The organism is Brevibacillus schisleri (genome assembly GCF_055685845.1).
Window position 1 is genome coordinate 4797936 of the sequence record NZ_JBVNDM010000001.1, and the last position, 24854, is coordinate 4822789.

The 24854-nt window shown below is 49.2% G+C and carries 17 protein-coding genes; 6 read left to right on the plus strand and 11 right to left on the minus strand.

Annotation, left to right across the window (positions count from 1 at the left end):
• Nucleotides 1-12: 12 nt before the first annotated feature.
• Nucleotides 13-2769, minus strand: a complete 2757-nt coding sequence (locus tag ACUUHJ_RS22850) for an adenylate/guanylate cyclase domain-containing protein (protein WP_472300007.1) — start codon at nt 2767-2769, stop codon at nt 13-15.
• Between the two features lie 170 nt (nt 2770-2939).
• On the opposite strand from ACUUHJ_RS22850, the gene ACUUHJ_RS22855 reads away from it, so the two are divergent.
• From ACUUHJ_RS22855 to ACUUHJ_RS22865, 3 genes are read left to right on the plus strand one after another with little or no spacing between them, the layout of a single operon-like run.
• Nucleotides 2940-3326: a DUF4280 domain-containing protein gene (locus ACUUHJ_RS22855; RefSeq protein ID WP_015892467.1), complete on the plus strand. Its 387-nt coding sequence runs from the start codon at nt 2940-2942 to the stop codon at nt 3324-3326.
• Between the two features lie 19 nt (nt 3327-3345).
• On the plus strand, nt 3346-5019 hold the full coding sequence (locus ACUUHJ_RS22860; RefSeq protein ID WP_289673920.1) for an MORN repeat-containing protein: 1674 nt from the start codon (nt 3346-3348) through the stop codon (nt 5017-5019).
• Between the two features lie 2 nt (nt 5020-5021).
• Entirely contained in the window at nt 5022-6458 is a 1437-nt protein-coding gene (locus ACUUHJ_RS22865) for an eCIS core domain-containing protein (RefSeq protein WP_472300008.1), read from the plus strand.
• A 54-nt stretch (nt 6459-6512) separates the two neighbouring features.
• Here ACUUHJ_RS22865 and ACUUHJ_RS22870 read toward each other — a convergent pair whose 3' ends face one another.
• The 10 genes from ACUUHJ_RS22870 to dpaL form a co-directional block, all read right to left on the minus strand.
• The gene (locus ACUUHJ_RS22870) at nt 6513-7151 is read right to left on the minus strand and encodes a pyridoxamine 5'-phosphate oxidase family protein (protein ID WP_289673922.1); all 639 of its coding nucleotides are present in this window, start codon (nt 7149-7151) and stop codon (nt 6513-6515) included.
• A gap of 73 nt (nt 7152-7224) precedes the next feature.
• Nucleotides 7225-8565: a YjiH family protein gene (locus ACUUHJ_RS22875; RefSeq protein WP_472300009.1), complete on the minus strand. Its 1341-nt coding sequence runs from the start codon at nt 8563-8565 to the stop codon at nt 7225-7227.
• Between the two features lie 72 nt (nt 8566-8637).
• Nucleotides 8638-9912: an imidazolonepropionase gene (gene hutI / locus ACUUHJ_RS22880; RefSeq protein ID WP_472300010.1), complete on the minus strand. Its 1275-nt coding sequence runs from the start codon at nt 9910-9912 to the stop codon at nt 8638-8640.
• 5 nt (nt 9913-9917) lie between these two features.
• Nucleotides 9918-11588, minus strand: coding sequence for a urocanate hydratase (hutU, locus tag ACUUHJ_RS22885; RefSeq protein WP_472301231.1), 1671 nt, complete (start codon nt 11586-11588; stop codon nt 9918-9920).
• Between the two features lie 163 nt (nt 11589-11751).
• Entirely contained in the window at nt 11752-13248 is a 1497-nt protein-coding gene (locus ACUUHJ_RS22890; RefSeq protein WP_289673925.1) for a helix-turn-helix domain-containing protein, read from the minus strand.
• Nucleotides 13249-13371: 123 nt separating this feature from the next.
• Nucleotides 13372-14634 carry a group II intron reverse transcriptase/maturase gene (ltrA, locus tag ACUUHJ_RS22895; RefSeq protein WP_106834678.1) on the minus strand — a complete coding sequence of 421 codons (1263 nt, stop codon included), beginning with the start codon at nt 14632-14634 and terminating at the stop codon, nt 13372-13374.
• Nucleotides 14635-15236: 602 nt separating this feature from the next.
• Nucleotides 15237-15794: a signal peptidase I gene (gene lepB / locus ACUUHJ_RS22900; protein WP_289673926.1), complete on the minus strand. Its 558-nt coding sequence runs from the start codon at nt 15792-15794 to the stop codon at nt 15237-15239.
• A gap of 98 nt (nt 15795-15892) precedes the next feature.
• Nucleotides 15893-17674 carry a sigma-54-dependent Fis family transcriptional regulator gene (locus ACUUHJ_RS22905; RefSeq protein WP_472300011.1) on the minus strand — a complete coding sequence of 594 codons (1782 nt, stop codon included), beginning with the start codon at nt 17672-17674 and terminating at the stop codon, nt 15893-15895.
• A gap of 74 nt (nt 17675-17748) precedes the next feature.
• Nucleotides 17749-18909 (minus strand): ArgE/DapE family deacylase, encoded by a 1161-nt coding sequence (locus ACUUHJ_RS22910; protein WP_472300012.1) that lies wholly within the window; start codon nt 18907-18909, stop codon nt 17749-17751.
• On the minus strand, nt 18906-20150 hold the full coding sequence (gene dpaL, locus ACUUHJ_RS22915; RefSeq protein WP_472300013.1) for a diaminopropionate ammonia-lyase: 1245 nt from the start codon (nt 20148-20150) through the stop codon (nt 18906-18908). The genes ACUUHJ_RS22910 and dpaL overlap by 4 nt, the downstream gene beginning before the upstream one ends.
• 1269 nt (nt 20151-21419) lie before the next feature.
• Here dpaL and ACUUHJ_RS22920 point away from each other — a divergent pair.
• The 3 genes from ACUUHJ_RS22920 to ACUUHJ_RS22930 all read left to right on the plus strand — a co-directional run bounded on the left by ACUUHJ_RS22920 (nt 21420) and on the right by ACUUHJ_RS22930 (nt 24814).
• The gene (locus ACUUHJ_RS22920; RefSeq protein ID WP_472300014.1) at nt 21420-22640 is read left to right on the plus strand and encodes a hypothetical protein; all 1221 of its coding nucleotides are present in this window, start codon (nt 21420-21422) and stop codon (nt 22638-22640) included.
• A 109-nt stretch (nt 22641-22749) separates the two neighbouring features.
• A complete protein-coding gene (locus tag ACUUHJ_RS22925) occupies nt 22750-24114 on the plus strand; it encodes an IS1182 family transposase (RefSeq protein WP_289673520.1) in 1365 nt (454 codons plus the stop codon).
• A 298-nt stretch (nt 24115-24412) separates the two neighbouring features.
• Nucleotides 24413-24814, plus strand: coding sequence for a BlaI/MecI/CopY family transcriptional regulator (locus ACUUHJ_RS22930; RefSeq protein WP_472300015.1), 402 nt, complete (start codon nt 24413-24415; stop codon nt 24812-24814).
• Nucleotides 24815-24854: the final 40 nt, after the last annotated feature.

Below are 24854 nucleotides of genomic sequence, written 5' to 3' on the forward strand. Positions count from 1 at the left end.
TTTTCACCGCTCCTACGATATTTTCAACTCGCCAGACCAATCTTGTTCCGCCCCTTTTTGCGCGTATTCGTCACATAAGTAGAAATACTGTCGCGCCGCCTGATCCCAGCGATTTTGCTTGATGACGGACAGAAATGCGGATCGTGCATCGTGAAATCTCCCATTCTGATACATCACAATCGCTTGCTCAAATAATTCCTTCGTCTCATCCTTGTGCGCACGAATCTGGTCAGCGTCGCCCTCGTATACGTCGTACAAATGCATCGGCTGAGCCTCTCCCTCGATATGCACCCAGCCTAAATCACGATATCGATACGACGTACTCTCTCCCATCTCGGCAAACAGCGAATCGGACATCAGGATGCAGGCCCCGAGTGTTTCTGCCATCTTTTCCATTTTCTCCACCACGCGGACATGATCCGATATAATCGCAGCCTCCAGACGCGTCGCCTCGCCAATAATCCCCAGCATCAGCGGACCGTGATGCAGCGCAACCCGCAATTCAATCGGATCGTATCCTTTTTCCGCCCGTTGCTCGTTATAGTCTGCTAACGTACGTCGCATCTGTACCGCCGCATCCAACGCGTCTTTTGCCTCTCTTGGATAAACAGCAAGCACCCCGGGATCGAGATATTCGGTAATCATCCCTTGATTCTCGTTTACAATCGGAGCAAACCGCTTGAGAAACGCATTGATGACGCGGAAGGTCGCCTCTGGTCGCAGACGATGGGAGATCGCATGAAACGATTGCAGACTCATCCGCATAACGGCCATTTCCCGCTCCACCTGATCACCCAGCTCCACGTCGAGTATGCTTTCCTTCCCGAGAAAATGGATAAACTGCTGCGGCACAAAACGATTGTTCGCCTCGCTCATCCTCGTGATATTCGAAATGTACTGACGAATGCGCTTGGCCATTTGGTTGAAGCTTTCTGCCAGCTTTTGAATTTCATCCATGGAACGAACCCTCGCCACCACACTGTAGTCGCCTTTTCCCATATGGGAGACGTTCGTTTGCAGATTGCGGATGTTTCGGTATGTCAGCCACGAGAAAAGGAAGAATAGACTCGCACAAATCGACCAGACTAGCGCAGCGCCACGGCCTAGCTCACGTGACATTTCGTTGTGCTGGATGCGGACTCCGTTCATTTCCCTGCCTAGCTCCAACACACCGGATAGCTTGCCTGAAGAGTTGTATATCGGGGCCATCGCGTACATCCAGTAGCCTGTCCGATCCTGAGCTTTTCCCGAGACGATCTCCCTTTTCATGACCACACTGCGGAACTCATCATCAATGGCCACATTCTCAAACACTTCTGCGCTGTCATTGTCATCCATCATGAGAAACAATTCGCCATCTGTGTATTTGTAAATCGTTTTATACAGCCCCCTGTTCACATTCACATCATCGGGGACCTCCAGTTTTTTCAGGTTGGCCTGTACGGCTTGATAGTCCGCATTCATGTAATCAATCGCTCCGTTGATTCCATCCAGCTTGTCCCCTTCAATCAACGTGGAAATAACATAGGCTTGGAGACGAAGATCGGTTTGATTTTCCTGCTCCATAAACGAGAAGGTCAGCTTCGTTCCCTCCAGTTGAAGGAATACGGGGACAACAATGAGTGGGGCTATTACAATCGTTTGCTTGATAATCAACGGAATCCGGAAGAGGCGAAACAACAGAAACTGAATGACACAAAACAGGAGAACGGCCACGCCCAATCCTGTCCACCAGGTCCATTCCTTCAAGCGGTCTTTTTCGGATACAGACGGGGACGTGAGCTTGGTCATCACATTTCCTTGTTGATCCAGAAAGGCGAGTTGACTATCTGTGGCGACTACGATGTGATACTGGGGAGTTACAGCAAATGCCGTTAGGGCACTGCTATCGCTCGACTTGATCTGCTCGAATGTTTTGGAAGGCACCATCAAGGCGATTTCATCTGGATGTGCGGGATCGAAGCGTTCAATGACACTTTGATCAGAATTGTAGAAAAGAAGACGACCTGCTGGCCCCACTTTGACATGATCGGGGACGGTACGATTCTTTTCCGAGCGTTCGGAGTGAATGTAGAGCGGACCTTTCACTTGAGCTTCCCCACTTCCTTGGGGAACATCGACCTGAAAAAACTCTCCACGCTTGGTAGTGACATAGGTATGACGCGGGTCTACTCCTGTGATTTCATTAACGTATACTTCATTAGGCAATTGGATTTGATAGAGTTGTGTGGGGGGTGAATCAGAGGGTACAAATTGATAGGCAATCACTTCAGGATGTTGATAAACATAAAAATAAAGACGATCTTTCGCGACTTGCAGGGAGCGTACCTTGCCAATTCGCTTGTACGGGCTGTTCGCTCCATAGGAATCTTCATACACGACTTGTTCGATTTCTCCATCTGGCGACATTCGCACGATTCTCTCGGATACAGTTCGCAATCCAAAGCTATCAAGCTTTGTGATCAGCACGTACGCATATCCTTCTTCGTCGATGGCTACCTCTGTGAAATTTTCCAAGCCTTCTTCTGGATTTTGCTCCAGGACTTGCTGGTACCGTAGCGTCCGATCGGGGTACAGGCTAGTCAGCTTTTGGTGTCCATCCGTTATGAGGACGACATCCTTTTGACTATTGGCCGCGATGCTGTTGATCCCCTGAAACGGTTCGTCCTGCTTCCCGCTCCTATCCATGTTCCAAGCGAGCAGCAAGCCGATCCCAGCAAATACAATCAGCAGTCCGGTCAACCAGGAATACTTCTTGTTATTTCCCATCGTTTGCGGTTCTCCCATCTCTCGAAAACGTATTTTCGAAAATGATACCAAGCAACATTATACTAAAAATTACAAATTTCGCTATACATCTTCTCTATTTGACATTTATACTACTATACAGATTGATTTTCAATATCTTACCAGATGACTTATGAAAAGGAGTTGGCTTCATGGGACAACTCGTCTGCGGAGGAGCCATGCTACAGTGCAGCTTTGGTGCTGCTCCCAGTTCACTCATGGTGCTCCCGGTGAATCGCGTCACAACCAGTATGCCGATCGCAAACATTATGGACAATAAACCGATGGTAAACGTCCTTCCATTCGGGATGTGCAATACGATGTCCAACCCTCAGGTCGCAGCAGCCACAGCGGCGAAGCTGGGCGTTTTTACTCCGGTCCCCTGCGTCCCTGTCACAGCCGCCCCTTGGGTTCCTGGCTCCCCTACTGTTCTCGTGGCCAACATGCCTGCCCTCAATCAAACCTCCAAGCTCATGTGCAGCTGGGGTGGTGTCATTTCGATCACGAACCCCGGACAAGCGACGATTCAGGTTCCCTGACAAGTAGGGAGGTTACGATATGGACAAACAACTCCAAAAGCTAACGGAACAAACGATTGTCGACCCGCTCACCCATCCACTCAAAAAATGGGGGCAGGATTGGATAAAAAAAGGAGCCGCCCTCCCCAAGCAAGCCCTCGATTGGATCAAGAACGGCATTGCCGGACTATTCACCAAAAAAGAAACTTCACTCAACGATTACGTGCATATCGGCCGTTTTTATATTGCCAAACGCTTTCTCATTTTGACAGGACTATTCCTCCTTGTCCTGGCCTACTTTCTTTTCATTAACCCTCCCGATGCCCTTAACCGCTTTTTGCAACGTCCCGTCGTCATTCATTTAAAAACTCCCAATCAACAGATTTCCGACACGGGTCTGGCGATCATTTACAATCCGGAAGGCACGATGATCTATTCTGGCCAGCTCGTGAATGGTCTGTATGACGGAAAAGGCGAGCTCTATGACGACAAGGGGAAGCTTCTATACAGCGGCGAGTTTAAAAGCGGCACTCCGCAAGGCTTCGGCAAAGGATACCGGAAAGGCGTTCTCGTCTATCAAGGCGGGTTTGAAAATGGGGTATACGCTGGTCAAGGAGCGTTGTACAACGACAACCAGCAAGTCGTTTTTCAGGGAAATTTCAAAAATGGGAAGCTGGATGGAGCCGGTCAGGAATTGTACACAAATGGCGCAATCAAATACGAAGGCGCTTTTAAAAACGGGGCGTACAACGGAGCTGGCAGGCTTTTTACGAAGGATGGAAAGCTGCTCTACGACGGAATGTTTGACAATGGATTCTACGGCGGCGAAGGAACTGATTACTACGAAAACGGGCTCGTGCAGTATAAAGGGCAATTTGTGGACGGCAGATACAATGGGGCCGGAAGTCTTTTTGATCGGGATGGCAAGCTCGTGTATGAAGGTCATTTTCGAAACGGGCACTTCAATGGAGCCGGCACCAAATTCTCCACCAATGGCAGCATCGTCTATCAAGGTGATTTTTTGCTGGGTGTATATCACGGACAGGGCGAGCTGAAAGATGCAAGTGGCGTAACGCTGTATAAAGGCGGCTTTGCCGAAGGGCATTATCACGGAACGGGAGAGCTTCGTTCTGCTGAAGACGCTCTGTTGTATCAAGGGCAATTTCGGGTAGGTGCCTACGACGGCATCGGGGTACTCTACGACAAGGAAGGCTTGCCGTTGTACAAGGGGTACTTCCGCGAAGGGCGCATTGATTTGCCAGGATTCATTGGCATCTCTAGGAGCAAGCTGGAGGAAATCATGGGCAAGCCCGACGATGACACACCGAAGGAAGTCGAAGGTACTGCCCCTCCTCCTGCCGATCAAAAAGCACCCGAAGTTCCACCAGCGAAGGATACCACCTTATTACCACAAAAGCTGGCGTATCGTGAAATGAACATGGCTTTTACACTTGAACCAGCACCTGGACACCCTAGCAAACAAATTGTCACTGCCGTCCACGTCTATCACCCGCAGGTCATCTCGATCGTCAAAGAAGATCGGAACGAGCTCGACAGCAAAGCTGCCGTTTTGCCCAAGACATCCTCCACGTACGTTAACCGCACTGGCGCTATCACGAGCTATTTGGTCGATCCGTATCTGTATCTCTATTTCTATCAAGCACAGCAAAAGGAACCCGTTCAATTGGACGTGACAAAAGTAGAGGGGGTGTAATCATGCGACGCTATGAAACTAGCAAGCCGTCTATGGATGCGACTCATGAAAAACAGAAAGCACCTGTCTCCAAGCCCATGCTCCAACCGAGCCAGGTCCAAAGAAAGGCGAGTCACTCTTCCCACATCCTTTCGCTGCAAAAGACTCTTGGCAACCAGGCTGTCCAGCGCATGTTATCGAATACTCCCCTGCAAAAATCGGAGAATCTCTCTTCCGGCAGCGGCCGCTCGCTCCCCGGTTCCGTCCAAGCAAAAATGGAGAATGCTTTTCACACTGATTTTTCAGATGTACAGATTCATCCAGAGTCGTCTGTCGCCTCCCAAATCGGAGCGGTTGCCTTTGCCCAAGGGAATGACATTCACTTTGCCCCGGGGACGTACCAGCCAGAGACGCAAAGCGGTCAGCAGCTACTCGGTCATGAGCTAACACACGTGGTTCAGCAACGACAAGGACGGGTAAAAGCGAACGTTCCAGATTCCAGTTTGCCCATCAATGATGATCCGGCTCTGGAAGCGGAAGCGGATCGCTATGGGTCACTGGCAGCTGCTGGTACCATGACGGATGGTACAGGTACAGATGCTGGTAGTTCCGTATCACCTCCGATTATCCAAGGCACTTGGGACGAAGATGTAAAAGATGCACGCAGAATGTGGGACAAACATGTGAAAAAAACAAATAACCTGGATGAAGGAACGGTAAATGAGCTTTTTGAGCAAGTGGACGACGTAGATAACTACTTTGCCAAAGTACGTTACGGTATCAGTCTGCACGCCAAAATTTCCGATATCTTCTCGGTTACGGGTGGGAATTATACAGAACTGGAGGAGGCACAGCGTCTATTCGGAGAAAATATCACACCCTTTTTCGGAAAGGATAAGGACGACGATCCTGACATTGATTACACCTATTTGGAGGAGCAGCAAAACGACACGCCTAAGGAAGACCGCATGCTGGAGGACGATGAGGATGATTCAACCGTTTCATACGAGGAAAAACGTGTGGCTATGGAGATCAAGACAATCAGCTCTCATGACGATTCCCAAATTGGCTCTCGGATTCATGAAGCGATCGGTCAATTAGACAAGCGGCGGGATACGAATCGATATAAAGAGTATGTCATTGTCATTCAAAAGTATCATCCTGAAAACCCTTGGCCGTACACCGCTGCCGAAAATAAGGCCAGCGCCCCGCTGGGTGATCTCAAGGCTAGACTGACCGCTAGATTGGGCAATATGATCAATCTGCCAGGGTATGATATCAAGGTAATTTTCCGGGGCATTACAAAAGGAACCCCAACGGGGGGAACCGGAAACGTCGACCCGGTCTTCATAATCCCGGAACATATACGTTATTCGAACATGCCCTCTTATACAGTCGAATGCTATTACTGTGGCAGCTCCAATACTGGGTGGTTGGTAGGCGACCCTATCCCTGAATAAACCGAAAACGGCAGACTCCACAACGAGATGGGAGAACCGCCGTTTTTCCTATGCTTAGTACAATCGATTCGTATAGCTGTCTTGCAAGCCCTCTGCCACTTCTTTTTCCGTCACACCCGGAAGCTTCACATGATCCGCCAGCATTTGTGCGACATTAGGAGTCGTCCCCTCTGCTGGCCATGACTCCGGCTTCCAAAGACCAGAGCGCATAAATGCCTTCGCGCAGTGGACGAAGCACTCCTCTACCTTGACACCGATTCCGAGCGTGGGCGCCTTCCCGTTTACCGCCATCTTCGCCAGTATTTCTTCATCGCGAATAATGCAAGCCTTGCCGTTCACGCGGAACGTCTCTTCCAGTGTAGGAATCAAAAAGATCAGCCCAATATGCGGGTTGACCAAAATATTCGTGATAGAGTCCATCCGCTTGTTTCCTGGGCGCTCGGGGATGACCAGATGGTGATCATCGATGACATGCACAAAGCCAGGTGCATCTCCACGTGGCGAAGCATCGCAATGGCCATCTTTGTCTGCTGTGGCAATGATGAGAAATGGCGCTTGGGCAATGTAATTGCGGCTATGATCATCCAGCTGGGGTATCGCCTTGTTCTGTACGAGACGACTTGGCTCTCCGACCATTTCGCGCAGTTGCTGCTCTGACGTAATAACATCACGGAAAATTCCGAATCCGGACATGACTAGCCCCTCTTTCCTCTGCTTGTTCGAACCTGCCACCATCATACCATAATTGTCCGTTCACTTTTTATGATTATGGCAGAAGCAGAAAAGCCAGCGGGGTAACAAACAGCAGCGTTAGGATCGTACGCTCTATCCAAATCACCAGAAGCTTTGGAATACTAATCGGAATCTCGGTAGACAAAATGCAAGGAATCGTCGCGGAAAAGAACAGGATAGAAGAAACCGAAACAACGGCAATGACAAACTTGGTGACCAGAGGCGCTTTTACCACTAGGAGTGCGGGTAAAAACATTTCGGCAATTTCGATCGCTGAGGCTTTTGCAGCCAGCATCGGCTCTGGAATTTGCAATAGCCATGTTATTGGATAAAACAAGTAGCCCAGCCAGTCAAACAAAGGGGTAAATTCGGCCAGTACCAACCCGAGCAAACCGACCGACATGATGGACGGAAGAATACTCATGGTCATGATAAAACCATCCCGCAAGTTCTCCCAAATGTTCCGTGTAAGCGGCAGTGCTTTTCCCGCTGCATCCATTGCTTCCATCCACGCCTGGCGCAGCCGTTTTTCCTTGATTACTTTTTCAGGATCGCCGTTGTCTTGGTAATACGCATCGCTCATGTTGGACAGCGGCCAAATACGCACAGTCACTGCGGTTACGAGAAACGTCACCACGAGCGACACCCAGAAGTAAAGATTCCAGTAATTCATCAAATCCAATGTTTTCGCAATCACGATCATAAATGTCGCAGAAACGGTGGAAAAGCCGGTTGCAATAATGGCTGCTTCTTTTATCGTATATTTGCCTTCTTTGAATACCCGGTTCGTGATCAAAAGACCGATCGAATAGCTTCCCACAAAGGATGCCACCGCATCTACTGCAGAGCGGCCAGGTGTTTTCCAAATCGGGCGCATGATCGGTTGTACCAATACCCCAATAAACTCCAAAAGGCCGTAGCCAACCAGCAGAGCCAAGAACACGGAGCCAATTGGAACTACCATGCCTACGGGAATCACCAGCTTTTCGAAAAGAAATGGCCCCATATTCTTGTCCAGCAGCCATGCAGGACCCGCCTGAAAATAAATCAACAGAGCGATAGGCACACCCAGTACTTTTAGCGCCGAAAAGACGAGGTTTACTTTGCTCTGCTTCCAACTCCCCGTCACAAACGGATAAATGGCCCCAAGCACAATCACAAGCAAAGCGTACACCGGTATTGCACCCGGCATGATTTGCCGAACCCATGTCACGATGTGATCGAGAACAATTGAGCTTGTGTCATTAACGGTAACAGGAATAAAAAAGACGAAAATGCCAATCAGGCTAAAAACAAAAAACTTCCAAGCATGTGTGGTGGATACGGCTTGCTGACTAGGATGCGGCGCAAGATTGCTGTTAGAAATATTGCCCATACATGTCCCCCCATTTCAAAGACAAGCCGGTCTCCTCCACTTCTATCCGTTTTTCTTTCGTTCTCTTTCGTATTACGCCAGTCTGCCCTCTGAAACGACAATCGTTCCGTTTTTGATGACCGTGTTTACGTGGTTGATCCCATACCGATATTGCAAGGTCATGAAATCAGGGACATCAAAAATCGTGACATCCGCTTTTTTCCCCACCTCAAGGCTGCCGACTTCATGCGCGCAGCGGATTGCGTGAGCGGCATTGATGGTAGCTGCTGTCAGCACCTCGGCTGGCGTCATCCCCATTTTCAGGCAACCCAGATTCATGATGAGTGGGAGCGAAACCGTTGGAGACGAGCCCGGATTGCAATCCGTTGAAATCGCTACCGCCACGCCACGATCGATCATTTTTCTGCCATTTGCTGACTCTGCCATCAGGAAGAATGCCGTACCAGGCAGTAACACAGCGATGACACCTGCTTCTGCCATCTGTTCAATCCCCTTGTCAGAGGCGCGCAACAAATGATCCGCAGATACCGCGCCAACCGAAGCTGCCAGCTCTGCCCCTTCATACGGTTCGATTTCGTCCGCATGAATCTTTGGCAATAGCCCATGACGGACCCCTGCTTCGAGAATGCGTCGGGATTGCTCCGGGGTGAACACACCTCTTTCGCAAAACACATCGTTAAAAACAGCCAGCTTGCGACGAGCGACCTCCGGGATCATTTCCTCGATGACCACGTCTACAAACGCATCCGGATTTTCCTTGTATTCACGTGGCACAGCATGTGCACCCATGAAGGTACTGACGATATCGATGGGATGTGCTTCGTGCAACTGCTTGGCAACCTCGAGCTGCTTCAGCTCATCTTCCAATGTCAGGCCGTATCCGCTTTTCGCCTCGACGGTTGTGACCCCATGCAACAGAAACTGGTCAAGACGCTGCTTACTCTGGGCAAACAGCTCTTCATGTGTAGCCGCGCGCGTCGCTGCGGTAGTCGAGTGAATTCCGCCGCCATTGTTCATAATCTCCATATAGGTCGCACCATTTAGCCGCATGTTAAACTCGTTTTGCCGACTGCCCGCGTGCACCAGATGTGTATGCGGATCGATCAGCCCTGGGGTGACCAGCTTGCCCGAGGCATCGATGATTTGCGCCTCATGCGCACGGTCTCGATAGCGAAGTGCCAGCTCTTCATCTGTTCCCACTCGCTGGATAACGCCGTCTTCCAGCCAGATGCTTCCGTCCTGAATGATCGACAATTCATTCATTTGCGCTCCTACTACCGGGGAAGAGGAGCCGCCAGACAGCGTGGCAAGCTGACTGGCGTGGCGAATCCATACAGGTTTTGTCATGGCTTTTACTCCTTCATCATCGGAATGTTGACGCCTTTTTCCTTGGCTGTTTGAATCGCGAGGTCATAGCCTGCATCCACATGTCGGACGATGCCCATGCCTGGATCGGTCGTGAGGACACGCTCCAGACGACGTGCTGCTTCTGGAGTACCATCTGCCACGATGACCATTCCTGCGTGGAGAGAGTATCCCATACCAACACCGCCTCCATGGTGTACTGATACCCAGCTCGCTCCGCCTACCGCATTGATCATGGCATTGAGAATTGGCCAGTCTGCAACCGCGTCGCTGCCGTCCTTCATCGCTTCCGTCTCACGGTTTGGCGAAGCGACAGAACCGGAGTCCAGATGGTCACGCCCAATGACGATAGGAGCCGATAGCTCACCGCGTGCCACCATTTCATTGATGATTTGACCAAAACGCGCACGCTCTCCATAACCTAACCAGCAAATACGGGAAGGCAGTCCCTGGAACTGAATGCGCTCCTGTGCCATGCGAATCCAGTTGCACAAATGCGTGTTGTAGGAAAACTCGCGCAGGATGACTTCGTCTGTCTTGTAAATATCCTCAGGATCGCCAGACAGCGCTACCCAACGGAACGGCCCCTTGCCCTCGCAAAACTGCGGACGGATATAAGCTGGCACAAACCCAGGGAAACGGAACGCATCCTCCACACCCTCGTTTTTTGCCACCTGCCTTATGTTGTTACCATAGTCGAAAGTGACTGCTCCTTTTTCCTGCATGGCGAGCATCGCGCGGACGTGCTCAGCAATGCTTGCTTTTGCGCGAGATTCGTACGCTTTCGGATCGCGTGTCCGCAGCTCGGCTGCTTCCTCCAGTGACATGCCGATGGGAATGTAGCCATTGAGTGGATCATGCGAGGAGGTCTGGTCCGTCAGCACATCCGGGATAAAGTCGCGAGCCAGCATGGCATTCAGCACTTCGGGAGCATTCCCCAACAAACCGATGGAAATGCCTTTTTTGTCGCGTTTCGCTTCTTCCGCCAAACGGATCGCTTCATCCAGACTAGCTGTCATTACATCCAGGTATTTCGTGTCCAGTCTGCGTTGGATACGGGTCAGGTCCACCTCGATATTGATGCTCACACCGCCATTGAGCGATACGGCCAACGGTTGCGCACCACCCATGCCGCCCAAGCCTGCTGTGACGGTAATCGTTCCAGTCAGCGTGCCTTCAAAATGCTGGCGTGCCAGTTCTGCAAACGTCTCATACGTTCCTTGTACGATGCCTTGGCTCCCAATGTAAATCCAGCTTCCCGCTGTCATTTGTCCGTACATCATCAAACCCTTTTTGTCCAGCTCGTGGAAATGCTCCCAATTCGCCCAGGCAGGCACCAGGTTCGAGTTTGCCAGTAGCACACGCGGTGCATCGGTATGCGATTTGAATACAGCAACTGGCTTCCCGGACTGGATGAGGAGTGTTTCATCGCTCTCTAACGTTTGCAATGTTTTGACAATCGCATCGAAGCATTCCGAGTTCCGTGCCGCTTTGCCAATTCCGCCGTATACGACCAGATCCTCTGTACGCTCCGCTACATCAGGATTGAGGTTGTTCAAAAGCATGCGCAGCGCAGCTTCCTGCACCCATCCCTTTGTATGTAATTGGGTACCTGAAAAAGCTTGGATCAATTGTTCAACGGATTGTGTCGTCGTCATCATTTCCACCTGCTTTTCTAAAAGGATGTACTTCTTAGCTCCATTGTAAAAAAGCACGGAAAGACAAAAAAGGCACCACGCTTTCGATTTGGTGCCTCTAATTTCGATTCACTTGCAACCGCATTCATGGTTTGACGAAAAAATCTGTCTTTTTTTTCGATTTCTATCTTTTCTTCTGATTTCGTAACAAACGTGGGGTTGTCCCTGTCTTTTCCTTAAAAATTTTACTGAAATAATTCGCGTTAATGAATCCACATCGCTCTGCCACCTCTTGGACAGACAAGGATGTTTCGAGAAGCAATCGACGTGCTTCTTTTACCCGCAACGAAGTGAGAATCTGGCGAAAAGAGCTTCCTTGCTTTTGCGCGAGCAGCGTACTGAAATAGGAAGGGCTCCGGTCGATATAGCGTGCGACTTCCTCCAGGCGCAGTGCCGGATCGGTATAACGTCCTTCTATATAACGAATCGCCTGTTCCACGACATCTACACGGGATTCGTCGATGGGATGGTGAGCAGCATCAAGAAGCTGATTGATGAACAGCAGCAGTTCCACTACGATCCGATACAAGATCGGTGAGTACAGAATCGTTTCGAAAACCCGGTGATACTCTTCTTCCAAAGGTGCAGAGTCAAGACCACGTGATATCATGTACCGTCGGACTTGGGCCAAAATACTCGTCAGCCGAATACGCAACAATCCCGGCTCTGGATAAGGCTCTTCCTTGTAAAAAAAGTGTGTATACAGCCACTGCTTCAACTCTTCCCGATTACCTTCATCCAGCATTTCTACCCAGGTGCGCTGTTCGGCGGGCGTCAAAAATGGGTCTATCATCGTCCAATTTACGGGATTGTCCATAACCGTCACTTGCCGATATCCTTTGAAAAAGCGGACTTGCAGGGCTTGGCTCGCCTCCGCATAATTTTCGTTCAAGCTCTGCTCATGGTTACTTGCGTCATACATGACCAAAAAGAGTGGCGCATCATTGTTTGCTTCCCAGTCCATCAGCAAACGCTTGCCCATTTGATGGAGCGTAGAAGGCGAGACTGCTGCATCCATTGGAAAAACCCCCACAATGCTCTCCCCTAATGGCAAAAGATCGGGTTTGTCGCGAAACGGATATTCTTCAAAAAAGCGCAGCAGCTCAGGATGCCGCTTCGGGTCCTCCAATTGAGCCAGCATGAGCGAATAGGACTTGGCTTGTACATGCCCGGGGAAAAACAGGTCAAGATACGAGACATCCCTGTCATTGTCCGCTCCTGTTCCCTTCTCTTCGTTCACTCGCTTCCGATCCAAGCGCTCCTGGCAGCATCTCGTCAGGATTCTCCTGATGTATTCCGGTGTCTGTGGCTTTAACCATAGATCGCGTGCAAAAAGTCCAATTCCCTGCATCGCGCGCTCAAACGTCGCCTCTGATGTGGTCACCACAACAGTCGGACGATATTGATCCACCAAAAGCTTCAGTCGGTCCCACTGCCCGCGCCCGATCATGTCCAGTTCAATACAGAGCACTTCCGGTGTATGCGCTTCCATCATTTCAAAAACGTCTTCCATAGTCCCGGCACTATGGACCTTGTCATACGGAATGGCATAGCTGTTGACGAGCCAGCCGATCCCGATTCTTTCGTTCGGGTCTCGATCCGCTATCAAAATGCTGGGCATAAGCTGGCCTCCTTTTTTGAGCGATCAGAAAAGTGAGACATCTTTCCCTAATCGAGTAGGAGGGAGTGACTAACTCCCGTCCTCTCACACCACCGTACGTACCGTCCGGTATACGGCGGTTCATCAAGCTTGACGAAGAACAGAATATCGTTGTACTAAACTTTTCAGCCCTTGTTGTTGCCAGTATGCAACTCCGAGGGCTTTGTGTATTTGAGGAGTCTTTGTGGAACGCCACGCACCCTTTCGGGTGTTTGCAATTTCTATTGCTTGGACGTGTGATAAACCCAGAGAACGAAGTTCTCGATATCGGGTTTTTATTCGCTTCCACTGAGACCACAAGCAAAGTCGGAGTCTACGCCGTATCCATTCTTCGATGGATTGTAGAATTTTCTTTGCATCTGCAAGGGCGAAATATCCAACCCATCCCATGAGATACTGGTTTAGCTTCCGAATCCTTTCATCCATAGAGATGCTCCATACCGGATTTGTGATGAAGCGGATTTTCTCTTTCAACTTCAGAAGTGATTTTGGATGAAGCCGAATCCTTGCTTGCTTTGCGTTAGTGAAACTGAAACCGAGGAACTTACGTTTCCAAGGTCGATCCACTGCACTTTTCTGCTCATTTACTTTTAGCTTAAGTACCTTCTCCAAGTAGTTTTGGATACTCTCTTTTACCCGTTCTCCCGCCCGCTTTGTTTTCACGTAGATGTTGCTATCGTCTGCGTATCTACAAAAGCGATGTCCTCTCTTTTCCAGCTCTTTATCCAAGTCGTCAAGCAGGATGTTCGCCAATAACGGACTAAGCGGGCCACCTTGTGGTGTGCCTTCTACTGCCGAGAGGCAGACTCCATTGATCATGATGCCTGCTTGTAAGTATGCGCGAATAAGTTTCAACAAAGCTTTGTCTTTTACTTTTCGGGCAACCCGACTCATTAAAATATCGTGATTTACCCGGTCGAAGAATTTCTCTAAGTCCATATCTACGACAAAGCGATATCCTTCGGAAATATAAGATTGTGCTTGTCTCATAGCGTCATGCGCACTGCGATTCGGTCGGAATCCGAAACTGGATTCTGAAAAGTGGGGATCGAATATGGGAGTAAGAACTTGGAGAATGGCTTGTTGGATTAAGCGATCTATCACGGTAGGAATACCTAATAACCTTACCCCTCCGTCAGTTTTCGGGATTTCGACTCTGCGGACAGGGGAAGGTTTATAGGTTCCTTTCATAATCTGTTCTTTAATGGTTAACCAGTGTTCACGGATATAATCGCGCAGTTGTTCGGTTGAAACACTGTCGATTCCCGCCGATCCTTTGTTTCTTTCCACTCTTTCGAGCGCCACTAATAGATTTTCCCGTGATAGGACTTTCTCCAACAACTCCATGACGATACCCTTTCCTTCGCACGCATCCTTCTAGTCTTGTCGGTCAATACTCAGCCCTCTCTTGTACCCTCAGGGCTTCACCCTTATTCTCCAAGAGTAGTTCCTTACGGAATTCTGCTTCACAGTTTGATCACGAAAGTGATTAGCGGATGTGTTGACTTAATGTTCAGCCCTTCCCCGTTCAAGCGTCCTATACTTGGGTACTATGGCTTCTGCTGACTTCTGCATGTTCAGCGACTCCTTACGGAGACGGTTACCAACATTTGAAGGCACTTCATGCAGACCTCCCCAGGTAAGAACGATAACTTTCATCCCATGTACCTGCCCAAGTTTACTGCTGTATTCCTTGGCTGTATAGGGCTTCGTCTTGTTCAGCAGACTCGCCCGAATACAACAGCCTCAAATTGGATTCGTGTACCTCAGGTCGGGACTTTGCCGCCGGCTTCCTCCAGATTCCACCTCACGGTAGACACCCTTGCCTTGAGCTAACGGTTGGTACAGCCAACCCCCGTTCGGGACTTACACCCTAGAGTTATCGCCCATGCTGGGCGCACTGAAACAAAGGTTGCCCATAAATGGACAACCTTTTCTCCTTCACGGTCTTACTTCTTAAGAGGATTTTGGATCATGGTTCCCATCACATGATCCAGCGGAATAAAGCCAATATCGCGGGAATCTGTGCTGTGATTTCGGTTATCTCCCATGACAAAAATATGATCGGCTGGAACCGTGATCTTTCCGTCTGCTACATATTCCATCGTTTCTTTAATGTATGGTTCGTTCAGTGCCTCACCGTTTCGATACACCTTGTTGTCTTTGAACTCCAGTACGTCGCCTGGTCTTCCAATGACACGCTTGACATACATCGTGTGATCATCAGCTTGACCTGTGACCAGCGACACCAAGGGATGCCCCATGATATCGTCCATCAATGTACGGTTTCGTTCTACCCGACTGTCGATCACGACAATATCGCCATAATCTGGCAAATAAGAAAACGTGTGTGATAGTTTAGAAACATATATGCGCTGTTCGTCTTGTAAGGTAGGGTCCATGGAATGCCCATCAACCTTGAACGGTTGGAATACAAAAATTCCGAGGACAAGAGCGAAAACGACAGCAAAGGTTATCGATCGAATCCATCCTAATACTTCTCTCATTTCTTTTGGCACTCCTTCCTTTTACCATTCTACTTCCGGTATCGAAACCATCATACCACATTATCCGCTCAATCCCAAAAAATCGGCCAGAAGTCAGATCAGGTGATACCGTACTCGCGCAGTTTCCGAAACAACGTTGCCCTACTTATGCCTAATAGCACAGCTGCTTCTTCTTTTCTTCCGTTTCTATCACGGATTTGTTGCATCGCGGTATCGATTGCCGCTCGTTCCAATTCTTTCAGCAGGAGTCCTTGTTTTTTCCAGTCAAATCGCCCCTGACTTTCTTCTACGGAATGTGGGGAAGATTCACGTAGCATTCCCGTTCGAATGGGCAAGCTCGCAGGCTGAACCCAAGAGGTTGCCTCCATATTGACCGCATATTCGATTACATTTTCCAATTCTCGGACGTTTCCTCTCCAGTCGTGATGGAACAGGATGTTTTGCGTCTCCTTGGAAAAACCGTGCAACCCCTTCCCCACCCGATTCGCATGCGCCAAAAGGATATCGTTTGCCAAAGGCAGGATATCCTCTCTTCGTTCTCGTAGCGAGGGCAAGTGGATGGGAATCACATGCAACCGATAGTACAGGTCCAGTCGAAACAGCCCCGCGTCTACCCGCTCCTGCAAATCCAGATGGGTCGCTGCAATGATTCTTGCCGCTAAGCGTATGGGCTTGCCGTTCCCTCCTATTCGGTACAGTTCCTTTTCTTGCAAGACACGCAGCAGCTTGCTCTGTAAATGCATAGACATATCCCCGATTTCATCGAGGAACAGTGTGCCTTTACCTGCGACCTCAAACAAGCCCGGTTTTCCACCTTTTCGTGCTCCTGTGAATGAGCCTTCCTCGTAACCAAACAACTCGCTTTCCATTAAATGCTCAGGGATTGCGGCGCAATTAATCGAAAGGAACGGCTCGTCACGTCGAGGGCTTGCCTGATGAATGGCTTTGGCAAAGAGCTCCTTTCCGGTTCCACTTTCACCTTGGAGTAGGACAGTCGAATCACTGGCCGCCACACGTCTTGCTACTTCCTTTGCCTGTACAATCGCAGGACTGTTACCACCAATCATCTGAAAAGGGTCGGGCTCCGAATATCCACTCACCTGCCTTGCGATTTGCACGACTTCCTGCACATCATCAAGCGTAATCACCCATTCTTTGACCGTTCCGGCCAGTAGAATGGGCTTGATGGCAAACAAAAATGTCTTGTCTACCTGCCCGACAGACAAAACGACCTGCTTTGGCGCGGACTGCGCGGCATCTGCAAGTCGGATGGCATCTATCCACTCTGCCGTTTGACTGTCGTCATGATCGAGCTGCAAATATTGACGGGCACGCTGGTTCGCCTGAATAATCCGATTGTCTTGATCGACGAGAAAGACGGCTTTATCCATTTCATCCATGACGACACGGAGCTTTTCTACCGTATGCAACTGCTCGACGTACAAGTAGTGCTCTTTTAGCTTAATGGCGATCAGCTCGGCCATTTTCTGCAAATAGGTCAATATCGCATCCACATCTGCAAACAACCGCTCGCGCTGCTCCTCGTCGAAAGCGAGTAGGCCGATCACCCCAATATTTTCATTGTGTAATTGTATCGGGCAACAAATCTCTCCCGTCTCCGTACAATTTCCATAATGCATACAGGGTCGACACCGCTCATCCTGCCCCGGATTCATGATCACAACAGGATGTCCGGCGAGCAACGACTCTCGGTATATATGATCCTCTCCTGCCATCGTCCGCAAAACGCCAGCCTCATTCTTCCCCGTCCCTGCGATCCGCAAAAACTGACTGTCCGCAATCTCTACCTCTACGCGCAGAACGGATGCAACAGCCGAAGCAATCTGTTGCACACTTTCTTGTATTTCTCGCAAGGGCATCTGGCTTCCCCTCCCGTCAATCTCTTGCCTCCATTATAACGTATCACAGGAGAAGCCAGCCCTCTATGCCGATTTTACTGGCAAAAACTGCAAATCGCCTCCACCAAGATGGCACTCATGTCTACCAAGCTATCCACCTCTACATATTCAACTGCCGCATGCAAACCGGCTCCCACTGGTCCAAACAAGACTGTAGGGATTCCCGCTTCCTGCAACAATGCTGCATCCGTCCATCCCGAGAATCCGCATATTTCGGGAGTTTTACCCATCACGCTCTCACACGCTGCCTGAAGGGCTAAATAAACAGGTTCATCCAGCCCGACTTCAAATGGCTCCCGCAAAAATGACAGCTCGGCGCTTGCTTGAAACGTCTCATCTTCAGCGCGCAGCTTCTGTAGTAATGCTTCGATTTCATTGGCCATGTCTGCCTCTGTCTCGCCTGGCAACGTCCTTCTCTCCCAATCGATGCGGCAATAGTCTGGGTAGGTCGACAGCTCCGTTCCACCCTGAATGAGTGAAGCATGAACAGAGGCCGCACCAAGTATCGGATGAACTGGACCTTGAGCCAGCCTGTCTGAAAGACGATCCAGCTCTTGCAGGACCCTGCCCGCCCGAACGATTGCATCAATCCCTTCTGCTGGACGACTTCCGTGAGCTGCCTTGCCCAGCACCTCGCATTTGACCCAGGCAAAACCTCTGTGTACGACGCCAATCGCCAGATCGGAAGGCTCACAGCATATCGCCGCATCTGCTTTGTACGCTTTTACCAGCTCCTCCGTGCCGATGCTTTTATATTCCTCGTCAGCGACAAAAGTCAAAATGACATCTCCTGTCAACGGAACCTTTGCTTGTGCGATCGCCTCTACTGCGGCGATCATGGCCCCCAGACTTCCCTTCATGTCCTGACTGCCTCTGCCGAAAATTTTGTTGTCTACAAGGGTAGGCTCAAACGGCGGAATCTCCATGCGCTTGGCACTTACGGTGTCCATATGTCCGTTGAGCATCAAGGATTTGCCACCGCCTGTTCCGCGCAAAATCCCGACGACATTGACCGCTGTATCGTTAATCGGCGTGACGTGAACCTCCAGCCCTGCCTTCTGTAAACGATCTCGAATAAAAGCAGCCATCTCTTTTTCGCCCGGTCCATCCTCATCGAGGTATGGATTTACGGAATCGATACGGATTAAGTTCTGCACCAATGAAATCAGTTCGTCCCGATTGATCGTCACGCTCATTTTGTCATCTCCCCCTCTTCCCGGCATTCGCCTTCCCAGATGATGCGTTTGTATATATCCTGATCCGTGTCCCCTTCCGTACTAAAGCACAGAACAACGGAATTTTCATGTAAGCCAAGCTGCTCACGCTGTTGATGATACATTGGTTTGCTCATCAAGGCAGCGAGTAGCCCTACGCCGACTGCTCCACTTTCCCCGCTCACAATAGAAGGGTCGCCTCCAGTCGGTGCCGCAAGTATACGCATGCCGTTTGCCGCCACGTAATCGGCACAACTGACGAAGAAGTCTGCATGCTCCTGCAAGATTTCCCATGCCAGCGGATTCGGCTCGCCACATGCCAGACCTGCCATGATGGTTCCTAGCTCTCCTGTAGCAGCATGTGGTTGTCCGTCGTTCTCTTCTGCTGAGAGGACCATGCAATTGGCGCTATGCGGCTCGACAATCACGGTTGTTAGGTTTTTGTTTGCTTGCGTCGTCACGAAATGTCCCAAAACTGCGGCAGCCATGGAACCGACACCAGCCTGCAAGAATAGATGCGTCGGCTGTTTGGCGTCTGTAGTGGCTGAGAGTTGTTCCATCGCCTCTGCTGCCATCGTCGTATAGCCCTGCATGATCCACGTGGGAATGGTGGTGTAGCCTTCCCATGCCGTATCTTGAATCACTTGCCAGCCATGTTCCTTGGCCATTTGTTCTGAGAGACGCACGGCTTCATCGTAGTTTCCATTGATGACGTGGGCTTGTGCACCGGCCTCGCGTATCGCATCTACCCGTTGTTGGGCGGAGCCTTTGGGCAAGTATACAACGGCATGCTGCCCGAGCGCCTTGGCAGCCCATGCAACAGCCCTTCCGTGATTGCCATCTGTCGCCGTAACGAAAGTGACTTCTCCGATTCGCTCTTTCAATTCTCGGGAGCACAGTGCCTCGAAGGTCATCTCTTCTGTCGATATGCCCAGCTTCTCACACAAGAAACGCGCCATCGCGTAAGAGGCTCCTAGAACTTTGAAGGCATTGAGCCCGAAGCGTTTGGACTCATCTTTTACAAGTACTTGTCCTACTCCCAGCTCACGTGCTAACGCAGGTAATGTAACGAGAGGGGTCGGCTCGTAGTTTGCGAGAGATTGATGAAAGGCTTTGGCAAAACGGGATTCTATTGGGGTTAAATAGGCAGGAATGCGAGCACTCTCGCTATTTTTTCTCTTGTTTTTTACGACGTAGATTGGTGGTTGATTCCGTTTATCCATTTGATGTGTACCTCCTCGGTTGGTTTCATCCTATTGATAGAGCAAGGATCGTGCCAACGGTATGAGGACGTGGATGGCTTATTGTTTTGGTGATAATCGTATCAACTTGAGATTTTGTTGTATCAATTTGATACTTATAGTCTTGATTTGATACTCATTATTCCTGCTGCTGTGGTGGGAGGAAACAGGAGAAAACGCTCCAGCTTCTTGGGTCACCAGCTAGGGGGATTCACTGCACGGCTCCATGGAAAAAGCGAAACCGCGTCCAAAGTAGAGGTTCAGGGATGCTTCTCAGAGGTGGACGCTTAAGGGCGTGTTTCGCCTTTTCCATTCCGCCTCGGTGGGTGCCCCAAAGATCTTCGCTTATTTCTCCTGTTTCCTTGCGAGCTGTTGGGTTTTTAAGTGGGTTTTAAAGATTGAAAATCATCTTCCAGCTACGCTAGAGATGAATATTTCCAGTCCTAGCGACTTTCGAAGTCCAACCGAGCTTCGCAGTGATTTGCGGGCAAAAGAAATGCAACGTACCCAAACGACGTAGCGGCTACCACTTTTGCATTTCCCCGCAAATTGCTGCGGAGCGGACAGTCCCCACTTCCCAGCAGGACGTAGCCCGGAGCGTAGACTGGAAATATTCTTCTCTCCACTGCAGCTACATTTAAAAACTCGCTTTCCTACTGCTGTGGTGGGAGGAAACAGGAGAAAACGCTCCAGCTTCTTGGGTCACCAGCTAGGGGGATTCACTGCACGGCTCCATGGAAAAAGCGAAACCGCGTCCAAAGTAGAGGTTCAGGGATGCTTTTCAGAGGTGGACGCTTAAAGGCGTGTTTCGCTTTTTCCATGGAGCCTCGGTGGGTGCCCCAAAGATCTTCGCTTATTTCTCCTGTTTCCTTGCGAGCTGTTCGGTTTTCAAGTGGGTTTTAAAGATTGAAAATCATCTTCCAGCAACGTCAAAGAAGAATATTTCCAGTCCTTGCGACTTTCGAAGTCCAACCGAGCTTCGCAGTGATTTGCGGGCAAAAGAAATGCAACGTGCCCAAACGACGAAGCGGCTACTACTTTTGCATTTCCCCGCAAATTGCTGCGAAGCGGACAGTCTAGACTTCCTAGCAGGACGTAGCCCGGAGCGTAGACTGGAAATATTCTTCTCTCCACCACAGCAACTGGAACCTCGGCTTGGCTTTCTATGCTATATTTTTAGTATGCCCTATGGTATAGATATGGTTGATACATAGCGGATAAGTCAGGAGTTATGAAGAAAGGATGAGTTAAATGCCAATTCATAAGCAAGTTCGTTCTCCTGCTGGTTCTATCAGAGAGGATGGTCGTTATCCTATCGACCTGACTGGCCCTCACAGCCACACACTTGATATCAAGCCCGGCGTAGGCAGCCTCTCCATTGGACCGTCACAAGCGGGCAATAAAACAGACCTACACGTCGATCCCTATACGCCCATCAATTGGCACGTATTCGATTCCTTCGCCACGCCAGCTGGCTCGCCTTGGCCGCGAGTTCTGTACTACGCAGGGAGTGACACGAGCTTCTTCGACTGGGCCATAGAACGCCCCATTGAAGAAATGACATGGGTTCCGATCCTGCCAAAAGACATAGTCGTGGACGCCAGCCAGTCCAAATTGCACGGCTTGCATATCGATCTGGACCGGTTTGAAAGCCGTTTGCACCTGAAGCTCCCGAAACGCCAGGTCTCTGAATATTTCCGTCTGAGTGTAGCGGGTGATCTATCGCGTTTTTCTGTCGCTGGCGACATGCCATACTCTCTGACACTGAAGCCGGGCACCAGCCGTCGCAAGAATCATGAGCCCTTCTTGCTTCCCGATCTGGGCGCACTACACCAGGTCACGAGCCTGACGCTTCGAAACGAACCGCTTGCGCAGCCTATCTCGCTTGCGTGTCTAGAGAGATTTCAAAATCTTACATCACTGAGTTTGTGGGGAAATTTCTGCGATTTGGAGCTGCTAGCTCGTCAGGCCCAGTTAACGAATTTGGAGCTGCGCTTTATGCCTGATCTGGGTGATTTGCCGCCATTAAATGTATGGCCGTTGCTTGACAGATTTATCGCCTATAACGTGGAGGAAATTACGGGTAAGCGACTGAGGCAGCAAATGAAAGCGCGAGCTAAGACCCGCCCGTGGACGGGCTACGCTTCCGTGAGCCAATTACGCAAGCCCGAATGGTGGACGACAGAGTTTGGCCGCCCATTTTCGTCCTGGCCGAAGCGTCTAGCCAAGCTGGCTAATGAAGCCTATGACGTTGCACAAGCGGCCTTGGCCCAAGCCCGAAGCCTTGCTGATGCCGAGGCAGCCATTACCGCCTTCACCGTGCGCTTCAACACCCTCAAAGGTATCGAAACCACTGAACGAGAAGACTTGGGTGAAGCTGTATGGCAACTAAGCCAGTCTGACCACCAAATTGGCCAGCCTATTACGGAGGAAATGGCTCAAAGCTGGTTCGACGCAGCACGCGATTACTAAAGGCCATCCTTTGCGGGGGCTGTTGACAAATTGCCGTAGAGATAGGAGTTTCTGGGAATCGTGTAGAAATCATTTCTATACGGTTCTTTTTATTTTGGAGGGCTATCTCATGATGGGAATCGATGGAGACAAACAGCACCAGTTTATGTTCTTAAATTTGGATGATCTTGTACCCGAGAATCATTTTTTACGTGTTGTTCGTAATAAGATTGATTTTTCTTTTATCTATGAGAAAGTGCAACACTTATACTCGCCTGTAGGTCGTCGCTCAGTTGATCCAGTTTTGTTAATGAAAATGATCCTTATCGGGTATCTTTATGGCATCCCTTCCGAAAGGAAGTTGGAACAAGAAATCCAAGTGAATTTGGCCTATCGATGGTTTTTAGGATTGGACTTAGCTGACACTGTTCCCGATCATTCCACACTGAGCCAGAACCGCCGTCGTAGATTTAAAGAAAGTCATATTTTTCAGGAGATCTTCGATCACATCGTCTCGGAATGTATTCGGGCTGGTTTAGTTACTGGGGAAATAATTGTTGTTGATTCTACTCACATCAAAGCGAATGCATCGATTAATAGGTCAGAAAAAGTTTTAGTGGAGAAAAAGCCTACTGAGTACCTTGAAGAGCTAGAAAAGGAAGCACGGAGAATTAAAAAAGACAGAGATAACGATCCCACTAGGAAAAAACGAGGAAGAAAACCTAAAACCTCTCCTCCTGAGAAGGAAGTAAAACAGAGCACAACAGACCCGGAGTCAGGTTTATTGAACCGTCCTAATAAACCCAAGGGATTTCACTATTTAGCGCATACCAGTGTGGACGTTAAGCATGGAATCATAACTGATATACACGTTACGGCTGCTAATGTGAATGACCACGAACCATTTATAAAGCGATTACAGATACAAAAAGAGAAATTTGGTTTACATATTGGCAAAGTAGGCGCAGATAAAGGGTATGATCGCTCTGGAGTACACCATGAATTAGAAAATTTAAAGATAACCGGTTATATCTCTCCGATAAAAGGTGTTATTGATCAGACCGAAAGGTCAGTACAATTTACATTTGATGAAATGAACGATGCCTATTATTGCTCGAATGGCAAGGCACTTCAATTTACTCATGTTAAGTGGCACAGTTGGAAACAAAGTTATAGCAAAATTTATGCTGCCCAAACAAAGGACTGTAAGTCCTGTGAGTTACGCCAACAATGTTTTGGACAAACCGCATCTCGCAAAACAATAGAAAGACCATTATTCCAAGAGGCTAAAGAACGCAACCAAGCAAGGAAGCAAAGCCAAGAGTACAGTGTTATCCAAAGGCAAAGAAGAATATGGTGCGAGGGTACCTTCGGTACAATGAAAAGGCAGCATAACTTAAAAGAAACATACAAAAGAGGCATTCGAAATGTATCCGAACACTGCCTCTTTTCTGCAATGGCAATTAACATTAAACGAATGATAAAAGCAAACTAATCACAGGTTACGAAACAAAACAATCCGACGACGTATAAGTGAAAAAACGGCAAAAGGGTTAGGGCATTGGGTCCCTAACCCTTTTTGTCAACAGCCCCTTTGCGAGATGGCCTTTTTTGCGTTCGCTGCTCTCATGTGATCACCAAATAACTGTAGTTATTCTATCTGGTCTGCATCCGGCAGTGTCCATGGTTAAAAATGGAAATTACCCTTGACACACTCCATTTACATTTGTAATATTAACCCATCAGATTATATTTACATCTGTAAATCAAAAGATGAATGGGGAGGTGAGTACATGCCCAATATCCCCAAAATTTCGGAAGCAGAGTGGGAAATCATGAAGATCATTTGGAAGAACAACCCTATAAACGCTGAAAATATCGCACTCCTCTTGCCTGAAGAAATCGAGTGGACCGATCAAACCGTTCGTACCTTCATCAACAGACTTTTGAAGAAAAAGGTGATCGGTTTTGAAAAATCGGGAAGAGGCTATAAGTATTTTCCATTGATTTCCGAAAAAGAATGCATCCGGGCAGAGAGCCAGTCGTTTTTGAAAAGAGTCTTTAGTGGGGCGGCAGACATGATGATGACCAATTTTTTAGAAGACGTCAAGTTGTCCCAGAAGGACATCGAGCATCTCCAAAAGATTCTGAATGAAAAGCAGACAAACATGGGCAGCAGAGGCGATGACAGATGAGAAGAATGATAAAGCAGCAGATCTTACTGTAAAGAGGTAG